At 61.0% G+C, this 24128-nt stretch carries 21 protein-coding genes; 15 read left to right on the forward strand and 6 right to left on the reverse strand.

Features of this window, described 5'->3' with window-relative positions:
* The first annotated feature begins 15 nt into the window (after positions 1-15).
* Complete coding sequence (locus NH234_RS25350) at positions 16-807, forward strand: Crp/Fnr family transcriptional regulator (protein WP_367254641.1); 792 nt, start codon at positions 16-18, stop codon at positions 805-807.
* 225 nt (positions 808-1032) lie between these two features.
* Here the strand turns inward: NH234_RS25350 and NH234_RS25355 are convergent, their stop codons facing one another.
* The 4 genes from NH234_RS25355 to NH234_RS25370 are packed head-to-tail and all read right to left on the reverse strand — an operon-like array spanning position 1033 to position 4576.
* Positions 1033-1881, reverse strand: a complete 849-nt coding sequence (locus NH234_RS25355) for a ChaN family lipoprotein (protein ID WP_367254644.1) — start codon at positions 1879-1881, stop codon at positions 1033-1035.
* 21 nt (positions 1882-1902) lie between these two features.
* The gene (locus NH234_RS25360) at positions 1903-2670 is read right to left on the reverse strand and encodes a heme ABC transporter ATP-binding protein (RefSeq protein WP_367254646.1); all 768 of its coding nucleotides are present in this window, start codon (positions 2668-2670) and stop codon (positions 1903-1905) included.
* Positions 2670-3653, reverse strand: coding sequence for an iron ABC transporter permease (locus NH234_RS25365; RefSeq protein ID WP_170929640.1), 984 nt, complete (start codon positions 3651-3653; stop codon positions 2670-2672). The genes NH234_RS25360 and NH234_RS25365 overlap by 1 nt, the downstream gene beginning before the upstream one ends.
* Before the next feature lie 50 nt (positions 3654-3703).
* Complete coding sequence (locus tag NH234_RS25370) at positions 3704-4576, reverse strand: hemin ABC transporter substrate-binding protein (RefSeq protein ID WP_367254647.1); 873 nt, start codon at positions 4574-4576, stop codon at positions 3704-3706.
* A 163-nt stretch (positions 4577-4739) separates the two neighbouring features.
* On the opposite strand from NH234_RS25370, the gene NH234_RS25375 reads away from it, so the two are divergent.
* Positions 4740-5057 (forward strand): Rieske 2Fe-2S domain-containing protein, encoded by a 318-nt coding sequence (locus NH234_RS25375; protein ID WP_085732813.1) that lies wholly within the window; start codon positions 4740-4742, stop codon positions 5055-5057.
* On the opposite strand, the gene sfsA is transcribed toward NH234_RS25375, so the two are convergent.
* Together sfsA and NH234_RS25385 are read right to left on the reverse strand one after the other, a co-directional pair.
* Positions 5054-5767, reverse strand: coding sequence for a DNA/RNA nuclease SfsA (gene sfsA / locus NH234_RS25380; protein ID WP_367254649.1), 714 nt, complete (start codon positions 5765-5767; stop codon positions 5054-5056). The two genes, NH234_RS25375 and sfsA, sit on opposite strands and share 4 nt — an antisense overlap.
* Positions 5767-6939 carry a pyridoxal phosphate-dependent aminotransferase gene (locus tag NH234_RS25385; RefSeq protein WP_367254650.1) on the reverse strand — a complete coding sequence of 391 codons (1173 nt, stop codon included), beginning with the start codon at positions 6937-6939 and terminating at the stop codon, positions 5767-5769. The genes sfsA and NH234_RS25385 overlap by 1 nt, the downstream gene beginning before the upstream one ends.
* A 333-nt stretch (positions 6940-7272) precedes the next feature.
* On the opposite strand from NH234_RS25385, the gene dksA reads away from it, so the two are divergent.
* The 13 genes from dksA (at position 7273) to NH234_RS25450 (ending at position 24010) form a co-directional block, all read left to right on the forward strand.
* Positions 7273-7716, forward strand: a complete 444-nt coding sequence (gene dksA / locus NH234_RS25390; RefSeq protein ID WP_085712147.1) for an RNA polymerase-binding protein DksA — start codon at positions 7273-7275, stop codon at positions 7714-7716.
* 83 nt (positions 7717-7799) lie between these two features.
* On the forward strand, positions 7800-8696 hold the full coding sequence (gluQRS, locus tag NH234_RS25395) for a tRNA glutamyl-Q(34) synthetase GluQRS (protein ID WP_367254652.1): 897 nt from the start codon (positions 7800-7802) through the stop codon (positions 8694-8696).
* Positions 8697-8773: 77 nt separating this feature from the next.
* Complete coding sequence (locus tag NH234_RS25400) at positions 8774-8950, forward strand: hypothetical protein (protein WP_003176118.1); 177 nt, start codon at positions 8774-8776, stop codon at positions 8948-8950.
* Positions 8934-11888, forward strand: coding sequence for a sensor histidine kinase (locus tag NH234_RS25405; protein ID WP_170929636.1), 2955 nt, complete (start codon positions 8934-8936; stop codon positions 11886-11888). The genes NH234_RS25400 and NH234_RS25405 overlap by 17 nt, the downstream gene beginning before the upstream one ends.
* Positions 11889-11910: 22 nt before the next feature.
* The gene (locus NH234_RS25410; RefSeq protein ID WP_085732818.1) at positions 11911-13347 is read left to right on the forward strand and encodes a sigma-54 dependent transcriptional regulator; all 1437 of its coding nucleotides are present in this window, start codon (positions 11911-11913) and stop codon (positions 13345-13347) included.
* Positions 13348-14079: 732 nt separating this feature from the next.
* A complete protein-coding gene (locus NH234_RS25415) occupies positions 14080-15477 on the forward strand; it encodes a polynucleotide adenylyltransferase PcnB (RefSeq protein ID WP_085732819.1) in 1398 nt (465 codons plus the stop codon).
* A gap of 3 nt (positions 15478-15480) precedes the next feature.
* Positions 15481-15966: a 2-amino-4-hydroxy-6-hydroxymethyldihydropteridine diphosphokinase gene (folK, locus tag NH234_RS25420; RefSeq protein ID WP_085732820.1), complete on the forward strand. Its 486-nt coding sequence runs from the start codon at positions 15481-15483 to the stop codon at positions 15964-15966.
* A 319-nt stretch (positions 15967-16285) separates the two neighbouring features.
* Positions 16286-17086, forward strand: coding sequence for a 3-methyl-2-oxobutanoate hydroxymethyltransferase (panB, locus tag NH234_RS25425; protein ID WP_085712154.1), 801 nt, complete (start codon positions 16286-16288; stop codon positions 17084-17086).
* Positions 17083-17943: a pantoate--beta-alanine ligase gene (gene panC / locus NH234_RS25430; RefSeq protein WP_085732821.1), complete on the forward strand. Its 861-nt coding sequence runs from the start codon at positions 17083-17085 to the stop codon at positions 17941-17943. Before panB ends, panC begins: the two co-directional genes overlap by 4 nt.
* A 359-nt stretch (positions 17944-18302) precedes the next feature.
* Positions 18303-19967 (forward strand): glucose-6-phosphate isomerase, encoded by a 1665-nt coding sequence (pgi, locus tag NH234_RS25435; protein ID WP_085732822.1) that lies wholly within the window; start codon positions 18303-18305, stop codon positions 19965-19967.
* 114 nt (positions 19968-20081) lie between these two features.
* Positions 20082-22019 (forward strand): acetate--CoA ligase, encoded by a 1938-nt coding sequence (gene acs, locus NH234_RS25440; RefSeq protein WP_367254655.1) that lies wholly within the window; start codon positions 20082-20084, stop codon positions 22017-22019.
* A 50-nt stretch (positions 22020-22069) separates the two neighbouring features.
* Positions 22070-22939 carry an oxygenase MpaB family protein gene (locus tag NH234_RS25445; RefSeq protein ID WP_367254657.1) on the forward strand — a complete coding sequence of 290 codons (870 nt, stop codon included), beginning with the start codon at positions 22070-22072 and terminating at the stop codon, positions 22937-22939.
* A 54-nt stretch (positions 22940-22993) separates the two neighbouring features.
* On the forward strand, positions 22994-24010 hold the full coding sequence (locus NH234_RS25450) for a class I SAM-dependent methyltransferase (protein WP_085732825.1): 1017 nt from the start codon (positions 22994-22996) through the stop codon (positions 24008-24010).
* The last annotated feature ends 118 nt before the right edge of the window (positions 24011-24128 follow it).

Here is a 24128-nt window from a genome sequence, read left to right on the forward strand (position 1 = left end):
CGGGCACCCACCTTCATGTATCTGCTCGGGGAACAATCGGCGCCGGCCGAAACAATGATCAACCGTTTGCAGAGCCTTCCCGGTCATTTTCTGCAGGACCTTGCACCGTGTGGGCCCCCACTGGAACTGGAGGCCACGGATGATCTGATGGCTCGGTTGCCGGGCGATCAACTGTTTTTACTGACAGAGGGTGTCATCAACGGCCAGTTAGGTGGCAGGGCGCTTTTCTATTGGCAGGAAGGTGATCTGATCGGTCTGCAGCAAAGCCCGGAATGGACGGATTGCCTCCTGCGTTCGGACGGACCGCTGAGCCTCCTGCCCTATCGTCGACGCGATTTGTTTCAGCATGTGTATTCAGAACCGGCACGTTCGGAGCAGTTTCTGCACTATCTGCTCGGGCAAATGGCGCTGCTGGCCCATGCGATTGGCGAACTGAAGCCACGGGAGTTTCGCTGCACCAATGGCTTTAAACGGGTCGAGGCCGGAGAAGTGTTGATCCGCGAAGGCGATCCCGCCGATCACGTGTTCGTAATCATCGAGGGACACGCGCAGGCATTCGTCGACGGGCACAAGGTTGGGGAGGTGCCCAGGGACGAGATCTTCGGCGCGATGGCGATATTCACCGGCGAGGCCCGCAACGCTACGGTCATCACCTGCGAGCCGAGCACGGTGATGCTGATTCCAGGCGATCAGTTTCTGAGCATGACCCGCAGCAATCCGAAAATCGCCCACAGCCTGATCGAAAGCATGGCGCGGCGCATCGACCAGCTCAACAAGCAGCTCACGGCACTTGATCGTCCAAGCTGAAGCCAGTGTTTGCAGGGCTTTTCAGCCATTCCCCAAACAAAACCGAAGAAATGGAAAAACACACGTTGACTTGTTAATGAGAATCGCTATGATTATCACAACTGATCGCGAGATCAGTCGATATTCTGAAAAGCCCTTGGTTCGGACTCTCAGATTATCTCCTCATCAGGCTAATCACGGTTATTTGACCCGGTTTTACCGGGTCTTTTTTTGCCCGCAAGAAAGTCATTGACCGAACTGTTTACGCATCTCGGTGCAATAATCCGGTTTCGGTGTAGATGGTGTGAACCAGACATAATCGGCCATGGCCGCCGTGACTTCGCTGCCCTGCTCCGCCAGCATCAACACTGCAGGTGCTTCGGGCGTGCCCAGATCCAGCACATGCAGCGGCACACCCACATCCTTGCGCGCATGGAACGCACCAGCGAACAACAACGCTGGCGCAGGCGCCGCCAACAATCTTGTCGCCATACGCCGATCCCGTTGCTGCTGCACCGCCAGCATCGCCGGCATCTGCGACTGAGGCAGCAAGCCACAATGAGAATCGCTGATCTGCCCGGCCAATTCGTTTTTCACCGACTCGGCGTTACTGCGTTCCCCTTGCAGAACCGGAGGCTGGCGATAGAACGCACGAATTTCACTGTTATCGAGATTGGCCGCCAGCAGCGGATAAGGTTGCGTGAAGGCAAACCGGACAATCGGCCCGTAGAGATTCCAGTCCCAACCATCCTGCCACGCCAGCTCGACCGGAAGATCAGTGGGAGCCTTTGGAGCTCGACGCACGACATCGACCCGCACTTGTTGATCGGGCGTGAGCATTTCCAGCAGGAGACTGCCCTGAGGCCGCTCACGACCCAGGTTCTGCAACAGCCACAACTGCACGGCATGGTGATCGGCATTGTCGTGCTGCTCACCGACGATCACCCTCGCCGGCTCGCCCAGACGCGTCAGCAATTCTTGCGGGGTAATCAGTGTTCCGCTACGCAGGTCGCGAATCTCGCCAGTGACCGGTGGCGGAGCGAGATGTTGGCAACCGCCAAGCAACAACACCGCAAACAGAAAAATCCTACGCATGCTTTCACCTCGATGACGAAATCAGCGAGCGATGATCAGCGGATGCCCGCGCTCCGGGTGCGACTGCACCAACACCTCCAGACCGAAAACAGCCTTGAGCGAGTCAGGGCGCAACACTTGCTGAGGCGTGTCCAGTGCCACCGGACGTCCACCCTCAAGCAGCAAGATGCGATCACAATAGCGCGCCGCCAGGTTCAGATCATGCAGGATCACCATCACAGCAGCGCCGCGATCGGCAAACTCGCGCACGGCTTGCAACGTGGTGTGTTGATGCAACGGATCGAGCATCGAAGTCGGCTCGTCCAGCAACAAGGTCTGCCCGGCCTGCCCCGGCCACAACTGAGCCAGCACGCGGGCCAGGTGTACCCGCTGGCGCTCGCCACCGGACAGCGCCAGATAACTGCGCCCCTTCAGGTGCCCGGCATCAGCGGCCGCCAATGCGTCGGCAACGATCTCGTCATCGCGCACTCTCCCGCTCTGATAGGGCAAACGCCCCATCCCGACCACTTCTTCGACGCGAAAAGCGAAATCCAGCGTCGATACCTGGGGCAATACCGCCAGTCGTTGAGCACGCTGAGTGCCGCTCCAATGGCCAAGGTTTTCACCGTCGAGAAGAACACTGCCTTCGCTGGCACTCAGTTCACCGCACAACGCTCCGAGCAACGTGCTCTTGCCGGCACCGTTGGGGCCGAGCACGCCGAGCACTTCACCCGACTCCAGTTGCAGATTGACGTCAGCCAGCACGGTCTTGCGGCCACGACGGATGTGCAGATTGTGCGCACGCAACATCAGGCACGCCCTCGCAGCAACAGATAAAGGAAGAACGGCGCGCCGATGAATGCCGTAACGATGCCAATCGGCAACTCCGCCGGGGCCAGCGCCAGCCGCGCCACCAGATCCGCCAGCAACAACAGACTGGCACCGGCCAGCACCGATGCCGGCAACAACACGCGATGATCCGGCCCGGCGAGCAAACGCACCAGATGCGGTACGACCAGCCCGACAAATCCGATCATCCCCGCCGCCGCCACTGCAGCCCCGACACCCAGCGCCGTGCAGAACACCAGCTCACGCTTGAGCCGCTCGACATCGATCCCCAAATGCCCGGCTTCCGACTCCCCAAGCAACAACGCATTCAAAGCCTTCGCCCGGCGCGGCAACCACAACGCGACGCCGGCACTGATGATCAGCAGCGGCCACAACCGTGCATAACTCGCACCGTTGAGGCTGCCGAGGTTCCAGAAAGTCAGGGTTCGCAGGGTGGCGTCGTCCGCCAGATAGGTAAAAAGTCCCACTGCAGAACTGGCGAGCGCAGTCAGGGCGATACCCGCCAGCAACATGGTCGCGACATCGGTCTGCCCGTTGCGACGGCCGAGCCGATACACCAGCGCTGTCACCCCTAGACCGCCGAGAAACGCGCACACCGACAATAAGTACGGGCCGAACCACTCCGGCAGACCGCCGAAAAACGAACCGCCGACAATCGCCACCGCAGCACCGAGCGCCGCCCCACTGGACACGCCAACCAAACCCGGGTCCGCCAGTGGATTGCGAAACAAGCCTTGCATCGCCACCCCGGACAACGCCAGCACGCCGCCTACTGCCAACCCGAGCAGCGTCCGAGGCAGGCGAATCTGCCCGAGAATCAGCTCAGCCTGCTCCAGCCCGTCCGGCGCCAGCGGCACGCCGATCATGCGCAATGCCGCGCGCAAGGTATCGAACAGCGGCAGGCTGACCGGCCCCAGAGCCAGTGACAGCCAGATCGCCAACAGGCACAGCAGGATCAGGCCGGTGAACAAGCCACGGGGTTTGACCAGTGTGGTCATTGGCCGCTCTGGCCTGGGTAGAAACCGTCAGTCAGAGTTTTCAGCGCTCCCGGTAAACGCGGCCCTAGCCCACCGACCAGCAATGTCGGGTCCAGCTCCAGCACGCGACCAGACTTGGCCGCACGGCTGGAATTGAGGATCGGGTTTTCCTTGAACAGAGCCGTTTTCGCCGCCTCGCCGGTCAGTGCGCGGTCAGCAAACACCAGCACTTCGGGGTCGAGTCCGGCCAGGGATTCCACGGAAAACGGTTTGTAGCCGGTGTGAGTGGCCAGGTTATGTCCGCCCGCCTGTTGCAGCATCCAGTCGGCAGCGGTGTCCTTGCCGGCAATCAATGGTTTGCCGCCGGCATGTCCGAGCAACAACAGCACGCCGGGAGCCTTGTGTTTTGACTGCACCGCCACCACGCGCGACGTCTGTGCATCGAGTTGCTGTTGATAACTTTGCAGCAGCTGAGTCGCCTGAGTCTCGGCGCCCAGCAACCGGCCCAGATGGGTGACATTTTTCTCCAGCGTCGGCAGGTCCGGCTGAGCGGAGAACAGCTCCACCTGCACTTTGGCACTGCGAACCTGTGAAATGACCGGCGGCGGGCCCATTTCCTCGGTGCCGATCAGGATGTCCGGGCGCAGGCTGAGGATGCCTTCCGCCGACAGACTGCGCTGATAACCGATACTCGGCAGCGACGTGAGGGACTTTGGATGCTGGCTCGTGGTGTCGACGCCCACCAGCTTCGCCTCACCGCCCAACGCACTCACCCATTCCGACAACGCACCGCCGGCACTGACCCAGCGTTGCGGCAATTGGGCCGCTGCAGCCTGGTGGCTGACCAAAAGTCCGACACACAGCACGGCAACGCGGGTACTCAGGCGCATAGACAGCTTCCCTTAGAGGATTTTCCCGGGCATCGGGGCGGCAGGCCAAGTATCCTCGGCAGCGGCCACCGCGCGGCGGACGAAGGCGGCCATTTGATAATTGTTTGCATTTAAACGTCAAGCTCGGACATATCCGGACACGAGCTGACACTTGAGGATAGCCATGAAGTTTCTGTGCATCGGCGCCGATTTGCTCGAAGCCACCAGCCGCGGGTTCGAGATCGACGGCCAAAAACTGTTCGCCGTGCGCCGGGCCGGCAAGGCGTACGTCTATCTCAATCGCTGCCCGCACCGAGGCGTCGGGCTGGAATGGCAACCCGACCAGTTTCTCGACCCGAGCAACAGCCTGATCCAGTGCGCCACTCACGGCGCACTGTTTCTGATCGAGGACGGTGAATGTGTGGCGGGCCCTTGCGCCGGGCAATCGCTGACAGCCATCGATTGCCGTGAAGATGCCCAAGGGCTGTGGGTCGACGTTTAACCGTCAAGCAATACGTCCAGTCGACGATCGATCAACATTTCCTCATGGCCCAACCGCACGCCATAAGCCAGCACCTCGACACCGGACGCCACCGCCTCACGCAAGGCAGCGGCGTAGGCAGCGTCGATTTCCACGGCCGGACGTACCGCTTCGATACCCGTCAGATTCACGCAGTACAGCTGCACTGCTCGAATCCCGTCTCGCGCAAGATGCGCCAGCTCACGCAAATGCTTGGCGCCCCGCTCGGTCACCGCATCGGGAAAGGCCGCCACCGCTGTACCGTCGAAACCCAGCGTGACGCTTTTCACCTCCACATACACCGGCCCTGTCGGGTATTCGAGGCGAAAGTCGATGCGGCTTTTTTCCTGTCCGTACGCCACTTCGCGCTTCAGCGCGGTAAAACCGTTCAACTCGCTGATGACACCGGCTTGCAAGGCTTCTTCGACCAGCGCATTGGCGCGCCCGGTGTTCACGCAGAACAACCGCCCCTGCGGGGTTTCGCCGATTTCCCAGGTGCCGGGCAGCTTGCGCTTGGGGTCATTGGAGCGACTGAACCAGACCTGCCCGCCTTCGACCTGACAATTAAGCATCGAGCCGGTATTCGGGCAGTGAATCGTCAGCAGTTCGCCGCCAACGGTTTCGATATCGGCGAGAAAGCGCTTGTAACGGCGGATCAACCGGCCTTCTTCAAGAGGAGGAAAAAAACGCATCAGCCTTGCCAGCTCTTCAAGCCGCGAGCAATGCGTTCCACTGCTTCCTGTAGGCGAGGGAGGTTTTGCGTGTAGGCAAAGCGCACATGGTGACTGGCCTGATAACGACCGAAATCCAGCCCCGGGGTAAACGCTACGTGCTCGGTTTCGAGGAAGTGACGGCAGAACGCGAAGGCATCACCGCCGAACTGGCTGATATCGGCATACAAGTAGAACGCGCCCTCCGGCTCCACCGCGATATTGAAACCCAGCTCCCGCAGCGCTGGCAGCAGGAAATCGCGGCGACGGCCGAATTCGGCGCGGCGCTCCTCGAGAATCGCAATGGTGTCCGGCTCGAAACAGGCCAGCGCCGCATGCTGGGCCATGCTCGGGGCGCTGATGTAGAGGTTCTGCGCAAGCTTTTCCAGCTCGCTGACCGCAGCATCCGGTGCCACCAGCCAGCCGAGACGCCAACCGGTCATGCCGAAATATTTTGAAAAACTGTTGAGGACAAACGCGCTGTCGTCGACTTCCAGCACGCTGGCGGCATCGGTGCCGTATGTCAGGCCGTGGTAGATCTCGTCCACCACCAGATGCCCGTGCCGCGCCTTGATGGCTGTGGATAACCCCGCCAGCTCATCGCGGGTCAGAATCGTGCCGGTCGGGTTGGCCGGTGAAGCGACCAGTGCACCGACACTGTCGTGATCCCAGTGGCGCTCCACTAGATCAGGCGTCAGTTGATAGCGCACATCCGGCCCGACAGGAACGAGCTGCGCCGCGCCCTCCACCAGTCGCAGAAAGTGCCGGTTGCACGGATAACCGGGGTCGGCCAGCAGCCAGTGTTTGCCCGGGTCCACCAGCAACGCACTGGCCAGCAACAGCGCCCCGGAGCCGCCCGGGGTGATCAGAATCCGCCGCGGATCGATATTCAGACCATAACGGGTCTGATAAAAGCCGGAAATCGCCTCGCGCAGCTCAGGAATGCCCCGGGCGGCGGTGTAACGGGTTTTCCCCGCCGTCAGGGCAGCCTGGCCGGCGCGGATGATCGGTTCGGCGGTCGTGAAGTCCGGCTCGCCGATTTCCAGGTGGATCACGTCATGGCCGGCGGCCTGCAATTCATTGGCCCGCGCCAGCAACGCCATCACATGGAACGGTTCGATCGCACGACTGCGCGCACTGTAGGGCTGAGCCATTGGCCTTCCTTCAACGAGTGAAAAGAAACGATTCTACCCATCTGCCGGAACGAGCGAGAACCCGCAGCGGTCACAGCCTCAAGAACGCTGGACTGTAACAAGGCAAACGTACGCTCCAGGATTGACTAAAATCAGTGATTGTCAGGTCTCCAGCACCACCAGACATGGCTTGGCAAACATTTGCAGGCACCACCGGCCGCGGGCTCGACATCCGGGAGTAGCGCAGGCCGAATTGATCTGGTAAGTTCGCCCGCTTGCAGCCGCAGGGCCGGCAGGTGTCGGTGATGGAGCAATCCTGCGCAATGGATTACAAGAGTAGAGGCGGTCCATTTCATGCCCACCCAAGCAAAGCAACAGCAGCAACAGGCGATCAGCGGTTTCGAACCTTACGTTCCGGCCGAAGGCGAAGAGTACATGGGCAAGCCCATGCGCGCGCACTTCACCAAAATCCTGACCAAGTGGAAACTGGACTTGATGCAGGAAGTCGACCGCACTGTTGATCACATGAAAGACGAAGCAGCCAACTTCCCTGATCCGGCCGACCGTGCCAGCCAGGAAGAAGAATTCGCCCTTGAGCTGCGTGCCCGCGACCGCGAGCGCAAACTGATCAAGAAGATCGACAAGACGCTGCAGTTGATCGAAGACGAAGAGTACGGCTGGTGTGACTCCTGCGGCATCGAGATCGGCGTCAAGCGCCTTGAAGCCCGTCCGACCGCCGACATGTGCGTCGACTGCAAGAACCTTGCGGAAATCAAGGAAAAGCAGGTCGGCAAGTAATCCTGACCTGAACGAGAAACGGAGCGTGCGAACGCTCCGTTTTTGTTTCTGCTGTTTTCTGACTCTCTAGTAGCATCGCTCTCATGACTGCCAACACCTCCCCCGCCTACATCGGCCGCTTTGCTCCGACACCCAGTGGCCACCTGCACTTTGGCTCGCTTGTAGCGGCGCTGGCTTCCTATCTGGACGCCCGCTCGGTGAACGGTCGCTGGCTGGTGCGCATGGAAGATCTCGATCCGCCTCGGGAAGAGCCGGGGGCGCAGGCAGCGATTCTCAAGGCCCTGGAAAGCTACGGCTTCGAATGGGACGGCGAAATGACCCGTCAGAGCGAACGGCATGAAGCCTACGCGCAAGTGCTCGACAGCCTGTTCAATCACGGCCTGGCGTATGCCTGCACCTGCTCGCGCAAACAACTGGAGCCCTATCACGGCATTTATCCAGGACTGTGTCGCAATGCCGGCCATGGTCAGGAAGACGCCGCAATCCGCCTGCGCGTGCCCGAGCTGGAATATCACTTCATCGACCGGGTGCAGGGCGAATACCGCCAGCACCTGGGCCGCGACGTGGGTGATTTCGTGATCCGCCGCCGCGACGGCCTCTACGCCTATCAACTGGCGGTGGTGCTGGACGATGCCTGGCAGGGCATCACCGACATCGTGCGCGGCGCCGACCTGCTCGACTCAACCCCGCGCCAGCTCTATCTGCAGGAACTGCTGGGCCTGCGCCAGCCGCGCTATCTGCACCTGCCCCTGATTACCCAGCCGGACGGCAACAAGCTCGGCAAGTCCTACCGCTCACCGCCGCTGGAGGCCGATCAGGCCACCCCGCTGCTGCTGCGGGCGCTGCGCGCACTGGGGCAAAACCCGGGCTCCGAACTGGCCCACGCCTCACCGCAGGAGCTGCTGAATTGGGGCAGCGCCCACTGGGACGCCTCGAAAATCCCGCGCACACTGACCCTGCCTGAAGCGCAACTGCTGTGACGACACTTGCAGTGGCGCGCCCATCCGTTACCATCGCCGCACGTTTTCGGGCACGCGCATAAAAAAGAGAGGCCGAGATGTACATCTATCGCTTGGTCCTGCTTCTGGTCGTGGGGATCTACCTGTTTTCTCCCGCCATCATGGATTGGTGGATCGACGCCACGGGCGCCTGGTATCGCCCTTATCTGCTCTGGCTGATCCTGATCGTCGTGACCTTCATCCTGCAGAGCCAAAAAGATGCCGATGAGCTTTAGCCTGACCCAGATGCTGCTGATCAGCGCTGCCTACCTGGCCGCGCTGTTCGGCGTGGCATGGATCAGTGAACGGGGCATGATCCCCCGGGCGATCATTCGCCATCCGCTGACTTACACCCTGTCGCTGGGGGTCTACGCCAGTGCGTGGGCGTTCTATGGCACGGTCGGTCTGGCCTATCAATATGGTTACGGCTTTCTGTCCAGCTATCTCGGGGTGTCCGGTGCGTTTCTGCTGGCGCCGGTACTGCTGTATCCGATCCTGAAGATCACCCGCACCTATCAACTGTCATCGCTGGCGGACTTGTTCGCTTTCCGTTTCCGCAGCACCTGGGCCGGTGCGCTGACCACGATTTTCATGTTGATCGGCGTACTGCCGTTGCTGGCCCTGCAGATCCAGGCCGTGGCCGATTCCATCGGCATCCTCACCGGCGAACCGGTGCAGAATCGCGTGGCCCTGGCGTTCTGCGCACTGATCATCCTGTTCACGATCTTCTTCGGCTCGCGCCATATCGCCACCCGTGAAAAGCACGAAGGGCTGGTGTTCGCGATCGCCTTCGAATCGGTGATCAAACTGGCCGCCCTCGGCGGCGTCGGCCTCTATGCCTTGTACGGCGTTTTCGATGGTCCACAACAGCTTGAACTGTGGCTGCTGCAGAACCAGACCGCCCTCGCCGCCCTGCATACCCCATTGCAGGAAGGCCCGTGGCGCACGTTGCTGCTGGTGTTTTTCGCCTCGGCGATCGTGATGCCGCACATGTATCACATGACGTTCACCGAAAACCTCAACCCGCGTTCGCTGGTGAGCGCGAGTTGGGGTCTGCCGTTGTTCCTGCTGTTGATGAGCCTGGCAGTACCGCTGATTCTCTGGGCCGGCCTGAAACTCGGCGCCACCACCAATCCGGAGTACTTCACCCTTGGCATCGGCATTGCCGCCAACAGCAAGTCGCTGGCGTTGCTGGCCTATGTCGGCGGTCTGTCGGCGGCCAGTGGCTTGATCATCGTCACCACGCTGGCGCTGTCGGGCATGGCCCTGAACCATCTGGTGCTGCCGCTCTATCAGCCACCGGCCGAGGGCAATATCTATCGCTGGTTGAAATGGACCCGCCGGGCGCTGATCGTCGCGATCATCATGGCCGGTTTCTGCTTCTATCTGATGCTGGGTGCCGAGCAGGATCTGGCCAACCTCGGCATCGTCGCCTTCGTCGCGACCCTGCAATTCCTGCCGGGCGTGCTGTCGGTGCTGTACTGGCCGACCGCCAATCGCCGCGGTTTCATCGCCGGTCTGCTGGCGGGGATTGTGGTGTGGGTCGTGACCATGCTGTTGCCGCTGGTCGGCAATCTGCAGGGTTTCTATATTCCGCTGCTGAACATGATCTACGTCCTGGACGATACCAGTTGGCACATGGCGGCCATCGCCTCGCTGGCGGCCAACGTCCTGATGTTCACGCTGATTTCGCTGTTCACCAATGCCAGCCCCGAAGAGGCCAGCGCGGCCGAAGCCTGCGCTGTGGATAACGTGCGCCGTCCGCAACGCCGGGAACTTCATGCAGCCTCACCGCAAGAATTCGCCACTCAACTGGCCAAGCCTTTGGGCGCCAAAGCGGCGCAAAAGGAAGTCGAACAGGCCCTGCGCGACCTTTATCTGCCTTTCGATGAACGCCGCCCTTACGCATTGCGTCGACTACGCGACCGAATCGAAGCCAACCTCTCCGGCCTGATGGGCCCGAGCGTAGCCCAGGACATGGTGGAAACCTTCCTGCCCTACAAGGCCGGCGGTGAAAACTACGTCACAGAAGACATCCACTTCATTGAAAGTCGCCTTGAGGATTACCACTCGCGCCTCACCGGCCTGGCCGCCGAGCTCGACGCCCTGCGCCGCTACCACCGCCAGACCTTGCAGGAACTGCCGATGGGCGTCTGCTCGCTGGCCAAGGATCAGGAGATCCTGATGTGGAACAAGGCCATGGAAGAGCTGACCGGAATTGCCGCGCAACGGGTCGTCGGCTCGCGCTTGAGCACCATAGCCAATCCGTGGAAAGAATTGCTGCAAGGCTTCATAAACTTGCCCGACGAGCACTTGCACAAACAGCATCTGGCTCTCGACGGCCAGACCCGCTGGCTGAACCTGCACAAAGCGGCCATTGATGAACCATTGGCACCGGGCAACAGTGGCCTCGTATTGCTCGTGGAGGACCTGACCGAGACCCAGATGCTCGAAGACAAACTGGTGCACTCCGAGCGTCTGGCCAGCATTGGCCGTCTCGCAGCCGGCGTGGCCCATGAAATCGGCAACCCGATCACCGGCATCGCCTGTCTTGCGCAAAACCTGCGCGAAGAACGTGAAGACGACGGTGAACTGACGGAAATCAGCGGCCAGATCCTCGAGCAGACCAAACGCGTGTCGCGCATCGTCCAGTCGCTGATGAGCTTCGCCCATGCCGGCAGCCATCAGCACAGCGACGAACCCGTCTGTCTGGCGGAAGTGGCCCAGGATGCCATCGGCCTGCTCGCGCTGAACCGGCGCAACTTCGAAGTCCAGTTCTATAACCTGTGCGACCCCGACCACTGGGTCGAAGGCGACCCGCAGCGGCTCGCCCAAGTCTTGATCAACTTGCTCTCCAACGCCCGTGACGCCTCGCCTGCCGGCAGTGCGGTCCGGGTCAAGAGCGAAGCCGGCGAACACACGGTCGATCTGATCGTGGAGGACGAAGGCAGCGGTATTCCGAAGAACATCATGGACCGATTGTTCGAACCCTTCTTCACCACCAAGGATCCTGGCGAAGGTACCGGTCTGGGCCTTGCACTGGTCTATTCCATCGTTGAAGAGCATTATGGACAAATCACCATCGACAGCCCGGCTGATGTTCAGAGCCAGCGCGGCACCCGTATCCGGGTGACATTGCCGCGTCATGTCGAAGCGACGTCCGCTGTGAACTGAGACCGTCGAGAGTATCGAATCAATGCCGCACATTTTGATCGTCGAAGACGAAACCATTATCCGCTCCGCCTTGCGCCGCCTGCTGGAACGCAACCAGTACCAGGTCAGCGAAGCCGGTTCAGTGCAGGAAGCACAAGAACGCTTCAGTATTCCCACTTTCGATCTGATCGTCAGCGACCTGCGTCTGCCGGGTGCTCCGGGCACCGAGCTGATCAAGCTCGGCCAGGGCACGCCGGTGCTGATCATGACCAGCTACGCCAGCCTGCGCTCGGCGGTCGACTCAATGAAGATGGGCGCGGTGGACTACATCGCCAAGCCTTTCGACCATGACGAGATGCTTCAGGCCGTCGCGCGGATCCTGCGTGATCGTCAGTCGGCGCCAGTTGCCGGCGAAGTTGTTACCGGCAAAACGGCCAACGGTAACGGCAAATCCGCCGTCGACAACAGCAATGGCGAGATCGGCATCATCGGCTCCTGCCCTCCGATGCAGGACCTTTACGGCAAGATCCGCAAAGTCGCTCCAACCGATTCCAATGTCCTGATCCAGGGCGAGTCCGGAACCGGTAAAGAACTGGTGGCCCGCGCCCTGCACAACCTTTCGAAACGCGCCAAGGCCCCGATGATCTCGGTGAACTGCGCTGCCATTCCGGAAAGCCTGATAGAGTCCGAACTGTTCGGTCACGAGAAAGGCGCATTCACCGGCGCCAGCGCCGGTCGCGCCGGCCTGGTGGAAGCAGCAGACGGCGGCACGCTGTTCCTCGACGAGATCGGCGAATTGCCACTGGAAGCACAGGCCCGCCTGCTGCGTGTATTGCAGGAAGGCGAAATTCGCCGGGTTGGCTCGGTGCAGTCGCAGAAGGTCGATGTCCGCCTGATCGCCGCGACCCACCGTGACCTCAAGAGCCTGGCGAAAATCGGCCAGTTCCGTGAGGACTTGTACTACCGCCTCCACGTGATCGCGTTGAAACTGCCGGCCCTGCGCGAGCGTGGTGCAGACGTCAACGAAATCGCCAATGCGTTCCTCGCTCGTCAGAGCGCACGCATCAATCGCACCGATCTGAAATTTGCCGCTGATGCCGAACAGGCAATCCGGCACTATTCCTGGCCGGGCAACGTGCGGGAGCTGGAAAACGCCGTCGAGCGCGCCGTCATCCTGAGCGAAAGCCCGGAAATTTCTGCCGACCTGCTGGGCATCGACATCGAGCTGGGGGATCTGGAGGACGACGAGTTCATCGGTCTGCCGACGCAACCGGCCGGTAACGCCAGCAACAGCAGCCACGAGCCGACCGAAGATCTGTCGCTGGAAGACTACTTCCAGCACTTCGTGCTCGAGCATCAGGACCACATGACCGAGACCGAACTGGCGCGCAAACTGGGCGTCAGCCGCAAATGTCTGTGGGAACGCCGTCAGCGTCTGGGCATTCCACGGCGCAAGACCGGGGTCACCAGCGAGAGCTGAACGTTACCTGTCAAGTGTGCGGGTTACCGTTGAAGATGTGAAAAAACTGTTACCTCAGTTTTTTCACGTAACAGAAGCCGGGGTTATCGGTAACGAAACCCCGGCTTTTTTTCGCCCTGCAAAAACGGTTATATCGATCTAACCCCTTGTTTTATTGGGGTTCGCAAAAGTTGGCACGGCACCTGCTATATGTTTGGTACAAGAACAATAACAAGCAATGCACAAGACAATAAAAATAAGACGAATCGACTCACGCACAATAAAAACAAGACGGCGAGAGGCGCAGCTAACTGATTCTTTTGGAGAGGCGTTGTATTTGGGGCTTGCCCCACGACCAGGCCGAGAACAACAAAAACTGTCTTAAGACAGAGCCTGTACTGGTTGGATCGAGAGATCACTGCAATTCAGCGACCAAAGCAATCCGTTTGCTCTTGGCTCCCGATTGGGAGGGTCATGAAGGAAAAGCTTCATGGCGAGGGCACTCAACAAAAACAAGAAGCCCGAATCAATAATAAAAAGAGCACGCAACTACTTCTTGGGGAGCTTCGGCTCCCCTTGTAGTTTCTCCCTTCCGGAAATCCTCCCTTCTGATGCATCTTCCCCCCTCTAGCCTGCGGCCCGCAGCGCAAATCGGCAGCGTCCTACACCATCCCTCGACTAAATGCTAGAATCCCCGCCCATCATGCGGTCATTCTCTGGTATGGCCGAACATTCCTTCAAACAGTGCATCCCATGCTGAAGAAGCTGTTCCAGTCATTCCGAACTCCCCTGCGTCGTACGCAACACATCCGTAGCACGCCTGAAGTCCTCAACAGCGGCCAACATTCGCTGCAAAAGGCGCAATTCAGCCGATACGCGGTCAACATCGTCGAACGTCTGCAGGGCGCCGGCTATCAGGCTTACCTGGTTGGCGGCTGCGTGCGAGACATGCTGCTGGGTATCACGCCCAAAGACTTCGACGTCGCCACCAGCGCCACCCCCGAGCAGGTTCGCGCCGAATTCCGCAATGCGCGGATCATCGGCCGCCGCTTCAAGCTGGTGCACATCCATTTCGGTCGCGAAATCATTGAAGTCGCGACCTTCCGCGCCAATCACCCGCAAAACGAAGACGACGAAGACAGCAATCAGTCTTCGCGCAACGAGAGCGGGCGCATTCTGCGCGATAACGTTTACGGCACCCTGGAAGAAGACGCGCAACGCCGCGACTTCACCATCAACGCCCTGTATTACGACCCGGTCAGCGAACGCATCCTCGATTACGCAAATGGCGTACACGACATCCGCAATCAACTGATCCGTCTGATCGGCGACCCGAAACAGCGTTATCAGGAAGACCCGGTACGAATGCTGCGGGCCGTGCGCTTCGCCGCCAAGCTCAACTTCGGCATCGAAAAGCACACCGTTCAGCCGATCCGCGACCTGGCCCCGATGCTGCGCGAGATTCCGTCGGCTCGCCTGTTCGAGGAGGTGCTCAAGCTGTTCCTCTCCGGCCATGGCGCCATCACCTTCGAGATGCTGGTCGACCTGCAACTGTTCGCGCCGTTGTTCCCGGCCAGCGCCGATGCGCTGGAATACAACCCGGAATACACCCACACGCTGATCAGCGAAGCGCTGACCAACACCGACCTGCGGATCAAGCAGAACAAACCGGTGACCCCGGCGTTCCTGTTTGCCGCGTTGCTGTGGCCAGCCCTGCCAGCCCGCGTATTGCGCCTGCAGGAACGTGGCATGCCGCCGATTCCGGCGATGCAGGAAGCCGCCCACGAGCTGATTGCCGAGCAGTGCCAGCGCATTGCGATTCCAAAACGTTTCACCATGCCGATCCGCGAGATCTGGGACATGCAGGAACGCCTGCCGCGCCGCAGCGGCAAACGCGCCGACCTGTTGCTGGACAATCCGCGTTTCCGCGCCGGCTACGACTTCCTGCTGCTGCGTGAAAGCGCCGGCGAGCAAACCGATGGCCTGGGCGAATGGTGGACCGATTACCAGGACGCCAACGACAGCGAACGTCGCGACATGATCCGCGACCTCAGCGGCAAGGATGACGGTGCCGGTGCGCCGCGCAAGCGTCGCCGCAGCAGCGGTTCCAAGCGCAAACGCGCCGGCGCACCGAGCGCTACGGGCGAATAAGGCATGGAACGCATCTACATCGGCATGGGCAGCAACCTGGCTGACCCGGCCGAACAACTGCGCAGCGCGGTCGATGCGCTGGGGCAATTGCCGGACAGCGCACTGGCCGGCGTATCTGCCTTCTACCAAAGCGACTCGCTGCTGCCGGGCCAACCGCGTTATACCAACGCGGTCGCCGCACTCGACAGCGCGCTCGCTCCGCTGGATCTGCTCGATGCCTTGCAGGCAATCGAAAACGGCCAGGGTCGCGAACGCCTGGAGCGCTGGGGCCCGCGTACGCTGGACCTGGACATCCTGCTGTTCGGTGACCGTCTGATCGATGAGCCGCGCCTCAAAGTCCCGCATTACCACATGCAGGAACGCGCGTTCGTCTTGTATCCCCTGGCCGAACTGGCCCCCGAAGATCTGCGCCTGGCCGATGGCCGCACTCTCGCCGATCTTCTCGCAGCCTGCCCGTTCGTCGGCCTCGAACGCCTCTCCCATGCCTGACATAAACCGCTGAAGCGGGAGCAAACCTGCTCCCGCATTTTGCGTTCTTGTAGGACAAAAAACCGCGGATCAGGCCCGCCGGCCCGCTGAATCGCATCAGTAACGCCGGTAACACTAGCGTCGTAACAATGCGGTAACACATGCAATTGACTTCCTGAGGCCTCATCACGACTATAGGCGTCCCGCTGCCGCCAACCCGGCATACAAGGGCGCAATCCAGGCCTTATAAGCACGACAAAAGAACGTGCGCCTGAATAGATGACGAATCACGCGCGTTACTCGCAGTAGTTTCCAAAGCGCCTGAACGAGGATTTCTTACATGCCAGCCATCACCCTGACCACGCTCCAGAGCCTCAAGCAGAAAGGTGAAAAGATCACCATGCTGACCTGCTATGACGCGACCTTCGCCCACGCCTGCAACGAGGCCGGTGTCGAAGTGCTGCTGGTGGGCGACTCCCTCGGCATGGTCCTGCAAGGTCACGACAGCACCCTGCCGGTGACCATTGCGGAAATGGCCTACCACACCGCCTGCGTCAAGCGCGGCAACACCGACGCCCTGATCCTGGCCGACCTGCCGTTCATGGCCAACGCCACCCTTGAACAAACCATGACCAACAGCGCCATGCTGATGCAGGCCGGCGCGCACATGGTCAAGGTCGAAGGCGCACTGTGGCTGGCGGAATCGATCCGCCTGCTGGCCGAACGCGGTGTACCGGTCTGCGCTCACATGGGCCTGACCCCGCAAGCCGTGAACATTCTCGGTGGCTATAAAGTGCAGGGTCGCAACGAAAACCAGGCACGCCAGATGCGCGCCGACGCGATCTCCCTGGAGCAGGCCGGCGCGGCCATGCTGCTGCTGGAATGCGTGCCGAGCGAACTGGCTGCCGAAATCACCCAGGCGGTGAAAATCCCGGTGATCGGCATCGGCGCCGGCACCGACACCGACGGTCAGGTCCTGGTGCTGCACGACATGCTCGGCCTGTCGATCAGCGGCCGCGTACCGAAATTCGTCAAGAACTTCATGCAGGGCCAGGACAGCATCCAGTCCGCACTGAAGGCTTATGTGAACGAAGTCAAAGCCGCCACTTTCCCTGGGATCGAACACGGATTCTCTGCATGAACACCGTCAAAACCGTACGTGAACTGCGCGCTGCCGTGGCGCGCGCGCGCAGTGAAGGCAAGCGCATCGGCTTCGTGCCGACCATGGGCAACCTGCACAGCGGCCACATCGCACTGATCACCAAGGCCAAACAGCGAGTGGACTTCGTGGTCGCGAGCATTTTCGTCAACCCGCTGCAGTTCGGCGCTGGCGAAGACCTCGACAAATACCCGCGCACCCTGGCGGCTGATCAGGAAAAACTGCTGGAAGCCGGCTGTTCCCTGCTGTTCGCGCCGACCGTCGAAGAGATGTACCCCGACGGCATGGCCGGGCAGACGCGGGTCAGCGTTCCGCACTTGTCCGAAGGCCTGTGCGGCGCCAGCCGTCCGGGGCATTTCGAAGGCGTGGCGACCGTGGTCAGCAAACTGTTCAACATGGTCCAGCCGGATCTGGCGATCTTCGGCCAGAAGGACTACCAGCAACTGGCGGTAATCCGTGCGCTGGTGCATGACCTGAACATGCCGATCCAGATCATCGGCGAGCCGACCGTGCGTGCCGCCGACGGCCTGGCACTGTCCTCGCGCAACGGTTTCCTCAGCGAGGAACAACGCGCCGTGGCGCCCGTGGTCTATCGCGCCTTGAGCAGCATTGCCGAGTCGATCAAGCAGGGTGAACGCGATTTTCCGGCCTTGATCCAGGCACAGCGGCAACAGCTGGAAGCCGCCGGCCTGCGTCCGGATTACCTGGAAATCCGCCACGCCCTGACCCTGCGTCCGGCGACCGCGGAAGATCGTGACCTGGTGATTCTGGTCGCCGCGTTCCTCGGCACCACGCGGTTGATCGACAACCTGCACCTGAACCTCGATACCCCCGCCTGAACCCCGCAACATCAGAATGAGGGAGCGAGCCTGCTCGCCCCCCACATTCGTGTTACATCCCCTTCCAGACCGTATTGCCGGGCACCTGACCATCGGGCAAACTGCCCGCCGATCCACTGCGCGCGAAAAGCAGGGACTTGCTCGTATTACCCGCCGTCTGTCGGCGTCTGCTGTTATCGATGTTAAAAAAGTACAGGTAACAGGTCAGAAGAAGCCAAGACAGATTGCAGCGCTAGGTTTACTGTATTCGCCCTGCGCCAGTGTAATCGTGTCGACGCAGTTGCCCCCTCGCCCAAACATGGCGGGGAGGTCTTTTCAGTGTTCAAAAGGCCGTTCAAGTAAAAAGGAAAACCGCAGCGATGGCGTACTACCGCACTCCTCATGACGTTACCGCTCTGCCTGCCTGGCAGGCGTTGAAAGACCACCGCCAAGCCATGCAGGATTTCAGCATGCGCGAAGCCTTCAACGCCGATCCGCAGCGCTTCAATCAGTTCTCCCTCAGCAGCTGCGGACTGTTTCTCGATTATTCGAAGAATCTGATCAACGCCGAGACCCGCAACCTGCTGGTGGGTCTGGCCAACGAAGTCGATCTCAAGGGCGCGATCAAGGCGCTGTTCGACGGCGAAATCGTCAACTCCTCCGAAGGCCGCCCGGCGCTGCACACCGCCCTGCGTCGCCCGGTGGGCGACAAGCTGTCGGTCAATGGCGTCAACGTGATGCCAGAAGTACACAAGGTGTTGAACCAGATCACCGATCTGGTCGGCAAGATCCATGACGGTCTGTGGCGCGGTTACACCGAGAAGCCGATCACTGACGTGGTCAACATCGGCATCGGTGGTTCGTTCCTCGGCCCGGAGCTGGTCTCCGAAGCCTTGCTGTCCTACGCCCAGAAAGGCGTACGCTGCCATTACCTGGCGAACATCGACGGCAGCGAATTCCACGAGCTGACACAAAAACTGCGCGCCGAGACCACGCTGTTCATTGTGTCCTCGAAGTCGTTCAACACCCTCGAAACCCTGAAAAATGCTCAGGCCGCGCGTGCCTGGTACCTGGCTCAGGGCGGTTCGGAAGCCGAGCTGTACCGTCACTTCATCGCCGTTTCGAGCAACAACGCGGCAGCCGTGGCCTTCGGTATCCGCGAAGAAAACATCTTCCCGATGTGGGACTGGGTCGGCGGCCGCTACTCGCTGTGGTCAGCCATCGGTCTGCCGATTGCCCTGGCCATCGGTATGTCCAACTTCAAGGAACTGCTGTCCGGTGCCTACACCATGGACCAGCATTTCCAGAGCGCGCCGTTCGAACAGAACATGCCGGTACTGCTGGCCCTGCTCGGCGTGTGGTACGGCAACTTCTGGGGCGCGCAAAGCCACGCGATCCTGCCGTACGACCACTACCTGCGCAACATCACCAAGCACTTGCAACAGCTGGACATGGAATCCAACGGCAAGAGCGTGCGTCAGGACGGCACTCCGGTGTCGACCGATACCGGTCCGGTGATCTGGGGTGGCGTAGGTTGCAACGGTCAGCATGCTTACCACCAGTTGCTGCACCAAGGCACCCAACTGATCCCGGCCGACTTCATCGTGCCAATCGTCAGCTTCAACCCGGTGTCTGACCACCATCAGTGGTTGTACGCCAACTGCCTGTCCCAGAGCCAGGCGCTGATGCTCGGCAAGACCCTGAGCGAAGCCGAGACCGAACTGCGCGACAAGGGCATGAGCGAAGACCAGGTGCAGAAACTCGCACCGCACAAGGTGATCCCGGGCAACCGTCCGAGCAACACCATCGTGGTCGAACGCATCAGCCCGCGTCGTCTTGGCGCACTGGTGGCGATGTACGAACACAAAGTCTTCGTGCAAAGCGTGGTCTGGGGCATCAACGCCTTCGACCAGTGGGGCGTGGAACTTGGCAAGGAACTGGGCAAGGGCGTGTACAACCGCCTGGTCGGCAGCGAAGAAACCGCCGCTGAAGATGCTTCCACCCAAGGCCTGATCAACTACTTCCGCGGTCGTCACCGCGGCTGATCCTGCACTGAACACACCCCCTCGCCATGAGGGGGTGTTTGTTTACGGGTCTTGAACCCTCCCCGCTCTCGGCGCATCTTTATCCTTGTCGCATAACAAGAATAAGGAACCGTCATGTTCGATATCAGCACGTTCCCCAAAGCCGATGCCGTCCGCCGGGCTGCCCAGTTGAGTCAGGACGACTACCATCGCCTGTACCGCGAATCCATTGAACACCCCAGCACCTTCTGGGCGGAACAGGCCACGCGTTTCCTCGACTGGAGCACACCGTGGCAGACCGTCCAGCGCTATGACCTGAAAACCGGCGAGGCTTCCTGGTTTGCAGGGGCGAAACTGAACGTCAGCTACAACTGCATTGACCGTCACTTGGAAAAGCGCGGAGATCAGACCGCTATCCTCTGGGAAGGCGATGACCCTGCCGAATCGACGCAAATCACCTACAACAAACTCCATCACCACGTCTGCCGTCTGGCCAATGTGCTGAAAAGCCGTGGCGTGAAGAAAGGCGATCGGGTGTGTATCTACATGCCGATGATCCCCGAGGCGGCTTACGCCATGCTCGCCTGCGCAAGGATCGGCGCGATTCACTCGGTGGTGTTCGGCGGTTTCTCCCCGGACTCGCTGCGCGACCGCATCCTCGACGCCGACTGCCGCACCGTGATCACCGCCGACGAAGGCGTGCGCGGTGGCAAGTTCGTGCCGTTGAAAAAAAACGTCGACAAGGCCCTGCAAAGCTGTCCCAAGGTCAGCACTGTCGTGGTCGTCGAACACACCCAGAACAAGGTCGACTGGACCGAAGGCCGCGACCTCTGGTATCACCAGGCCGTGCGCGATGTCAGCGACGATTGCCCGCCGGAACCGATGGACGCCGAAGACCCGCTGTTCATCCTCTACACCTCTGGCAGCACCGGCAAACCCAAGGGCGTGCTGCACAGCACCGGCGGTTACCTGCTGCAAGCGGCGATGACCTTCAAGTACGTGCTCGACTACCGCGAAGGCGAAGTGTTCTGGTGTACCGCCGACGTTGGCTGGGTCACCGGCCACAGTTACATCGTCTACGGCCCGCTGGCCAACGGTGCGACCACACTGATCTTCGAAGGCGTACCGAGTTACCCGAGCACTTCGCGGTTCTGGCAGGTGATCGACAAACATAAGGTCAACATCTTCTATACCGCCCCCACGGCCCTGCGCGCACTGATGCGCGAAGGTGCTGGCCCCTTGCAGGAAACGTCGCGACAGAGCCTCAGATTGCTCGGCAGCGTCGGTGAGCCGATCAACCCCGAAGCGTGGGAATGGTATTTCAACGTGGTCGGCGAACAACGCTGCCCGATAGTCGATACGTGGTGGCAGACCGAAACCGGCGGCATCATGCTCAGCCCGCTGGTCAGTGCCCAGCGGATCAAACCGGGCTGCGCCACCCAACCGATGTTTGGCGTGCAACCGGTGCTGCTCGACGAGCATGGCAAGGAAATCAAGGGCGCCGGCAGCGGCGTGCTGGCGATCAAGTCGAGCTGGCCGGCGCAGATCCGCAGCGTCTACGGCGATCCGCAGCGCATGGTCGACACCTACTTCAAACCCTACCCCGGCTACTACTTCACCGGCGACGGCGCCCGCCGCGACGAGGACGGCGATTACTGGATCACCGGGCGCATCGATGACGTGATCAATGTCTCCGGCCACCGCATCGGTACCGCCGAGGTCGAAAGCGCGCTGGTGTTGCACGACAGCATCGCCGAAGCCGCCGTGGTCGGTTACCCCCACGACGTAAAAGGCCAGGGCATCTATGCCTTCGTCACGCCCATGAACGGCGCCGAACCCAACGATGAGCTGAAGAAGGAATTGCTGGCCCACGTCAGCAAGGAGATCGGCAGCTTCGCCAAACCGGACCTGATCCAGTGGGCCCCGGCCCTGCCGAAAACCCGCTCGGGCAAGATCATGCGACGGATCCTGCGCAAGATCGCCTGCAACGAGCTCGACAGTCTTGGCGATACCTCGACCCTGGCCGATCCGAGCGTGGTGCAGGGGCTGATCGACAAGCGCCTTAACCAGTAGAATCACGGGCGCGGTCAACCGGCCGCGCCGCCCTTCACCACTGAGTTGCCATGGAATTCATCCGCAGCCGTATCGAAAACCAACTCATGAGCCTGACCGGTCTGTCCCTCGGCCAGCTCGATCTGGAAAACCCCAAGGGCGATCCCGGCCTGTTCGGCCCGGACTCGATCAGTTGGCAAGTGCACGGCGACTTCAGCAGCATGTTGATCGGCGGCATCAGTGCCTTGTTGCTGCAAGCCCTGCACCCATTGGCACTGGCCGGCGTCTGGGACCACTCGAATTTTCGCCAGGACATGCTTGGCCGCTTGCGCCGTACCAGCCAGTTTGTCTCCGGCACTACGTTCGGCTCAAAACGGGACGCCGAATGGCTGATCGAAAAGGTCCGCACCATTCACCTGCAAGTCGCCGGCACCGCGCCGGATGGCCGGCCCTATGCGGCCAGCGATCCGGATCTGCTGACTTGGGTGCACGTGGCCGAAGTCAGCAATTTTCTCGCCGCCCATTTGCGTTATCGCAACCCGCACTTGTCACTGAAGGATCAGGATCGTTACTACGCGGAAATCGCCGTGGTCGCTGAACGCCTGGGCGCCCGGGATGTACCGAAGTCGCGCCAGGCCGTGGCCGATTACCTGCAACGCATGCGTCCGCAGTTGCTATGCGACGATCGTAGCCGCGAAGTCTTGCGCCTGTTGCTCGAAGCGCCAGCGCCAAGCGTTCTGGCGCGGCCGTTTGGCGATCTGATGATGAAGGCCGGCATCGACCTGCTGCCGGACTGGGCCAGCGACATGCTGGATGCCCGTCAGAACCCGCTGCAACGCCATTTGATCCGCGCCAGCGTCAAACGCAGCGCGCCGATGCTGCGCTGGGCGATGCGCAATGGTTCGGTGCAACGGGCCCAACGGCGGATGGGGCTGAGATGAAGCTCAGTAGCTGCTAAACTCCCGCGCCCCGATTCCCTCCAGCAAGGCGCAAGCATGTCTTCCCTGAATCAGGCGCTGCGCGCCGCCCTCGATCAACGCCAGGATCTGCTCGCCGAGCTGCATCGCCAGGGCACCGACTGCTATCGCCTGTTCCACGGCAGCCAGGAAGGCGCCGGCGGCCTGACCGTCGACCGTTACGGGCCGCAGTTGATGGTGCAGAGCTTCCACCAGACGCTGGAACTCGCCGACCTGCTGCAACTGCACGCCACAGTGAACGAAACGCTGGGCTTGCAAACCCTGCTGGTCTACAACGACCGCTCCCGTGGCAACTCGCGCATCGATCGTGAAGACAGGGTGTACCGCGCCGACGACGCCGCGCTGGTTGATCTGGTCGGCCACGAATGGGGCCTGAACTACCGCGTGCGCGGACGCCATGCCGGCCAGGATCCGCTGCTGTTCCTCGACCTGCGCAACACTCGCGGCTGGGTCAAGGATCACGCCAAGGGCAAAAGCGTGCTCAACCTGTTCGCCTACACCTGCGGCGTCGGCCTCAGTGCGGCCGCCGGCGGTGCGCGTGAGGTGTGCAACCTGGACTTCGCCGAAGGCAACCTGGCAGTCGGCCGTGAGAACGGTTTGCTCAATCCGCAGCTGCCGACCATGGAGTTCATCCAGTCCGATTACTTCCCGGCGATCCGCCAGTTGGCCGGCCTGCCGATCAGTCAGCGTCGCGGGCAGAAACTGCCGAGCTATCAGCGCCTCGAACAGCGTCAGTACGACTTGGTATTGCTCGATCCACCTGCGTGGGCCAAAAGTGCGTTCGGCACCGTCGACCTGCTTCGCGATTATCAGAGCCTGCTCAAGCCAGCTCTCCTGACCACCGCCGAAAACGGCGTGCTGATCTGCTGCAACAACCTGGCAAAAGTCAGCATGGACGACTGGCGCGAACAGGTGCTGCGCTGCGCCGAGAAAGCCGGGCGCCCGGTGCGCGAATGGAGCGTGATGACCCCGGGCCGGGATTTCCCCTCACTGGACGGACAGCCGCCGCTCAAGACCCTGATTCTCCAGCTCTGAATTTCCCCCCGGCAGGAGCCGCCTTCGGCAGCTCCTACAGACATTGCAGACAAATCTGAACAATCCTGTCTCGTGCGATGTACTTCGGAACCGGAATCGCGTGCCATACTCCAAGGCA

The organism is Pseudomonas sp. stari2 (genome assembly GCF_040760005.1).
Lineage (GTDB): Bacteria > Pseudomonadota > Gammaproteobacteria > Pseudomonadales > Pseudomonadaceae > Aquipseudomonas.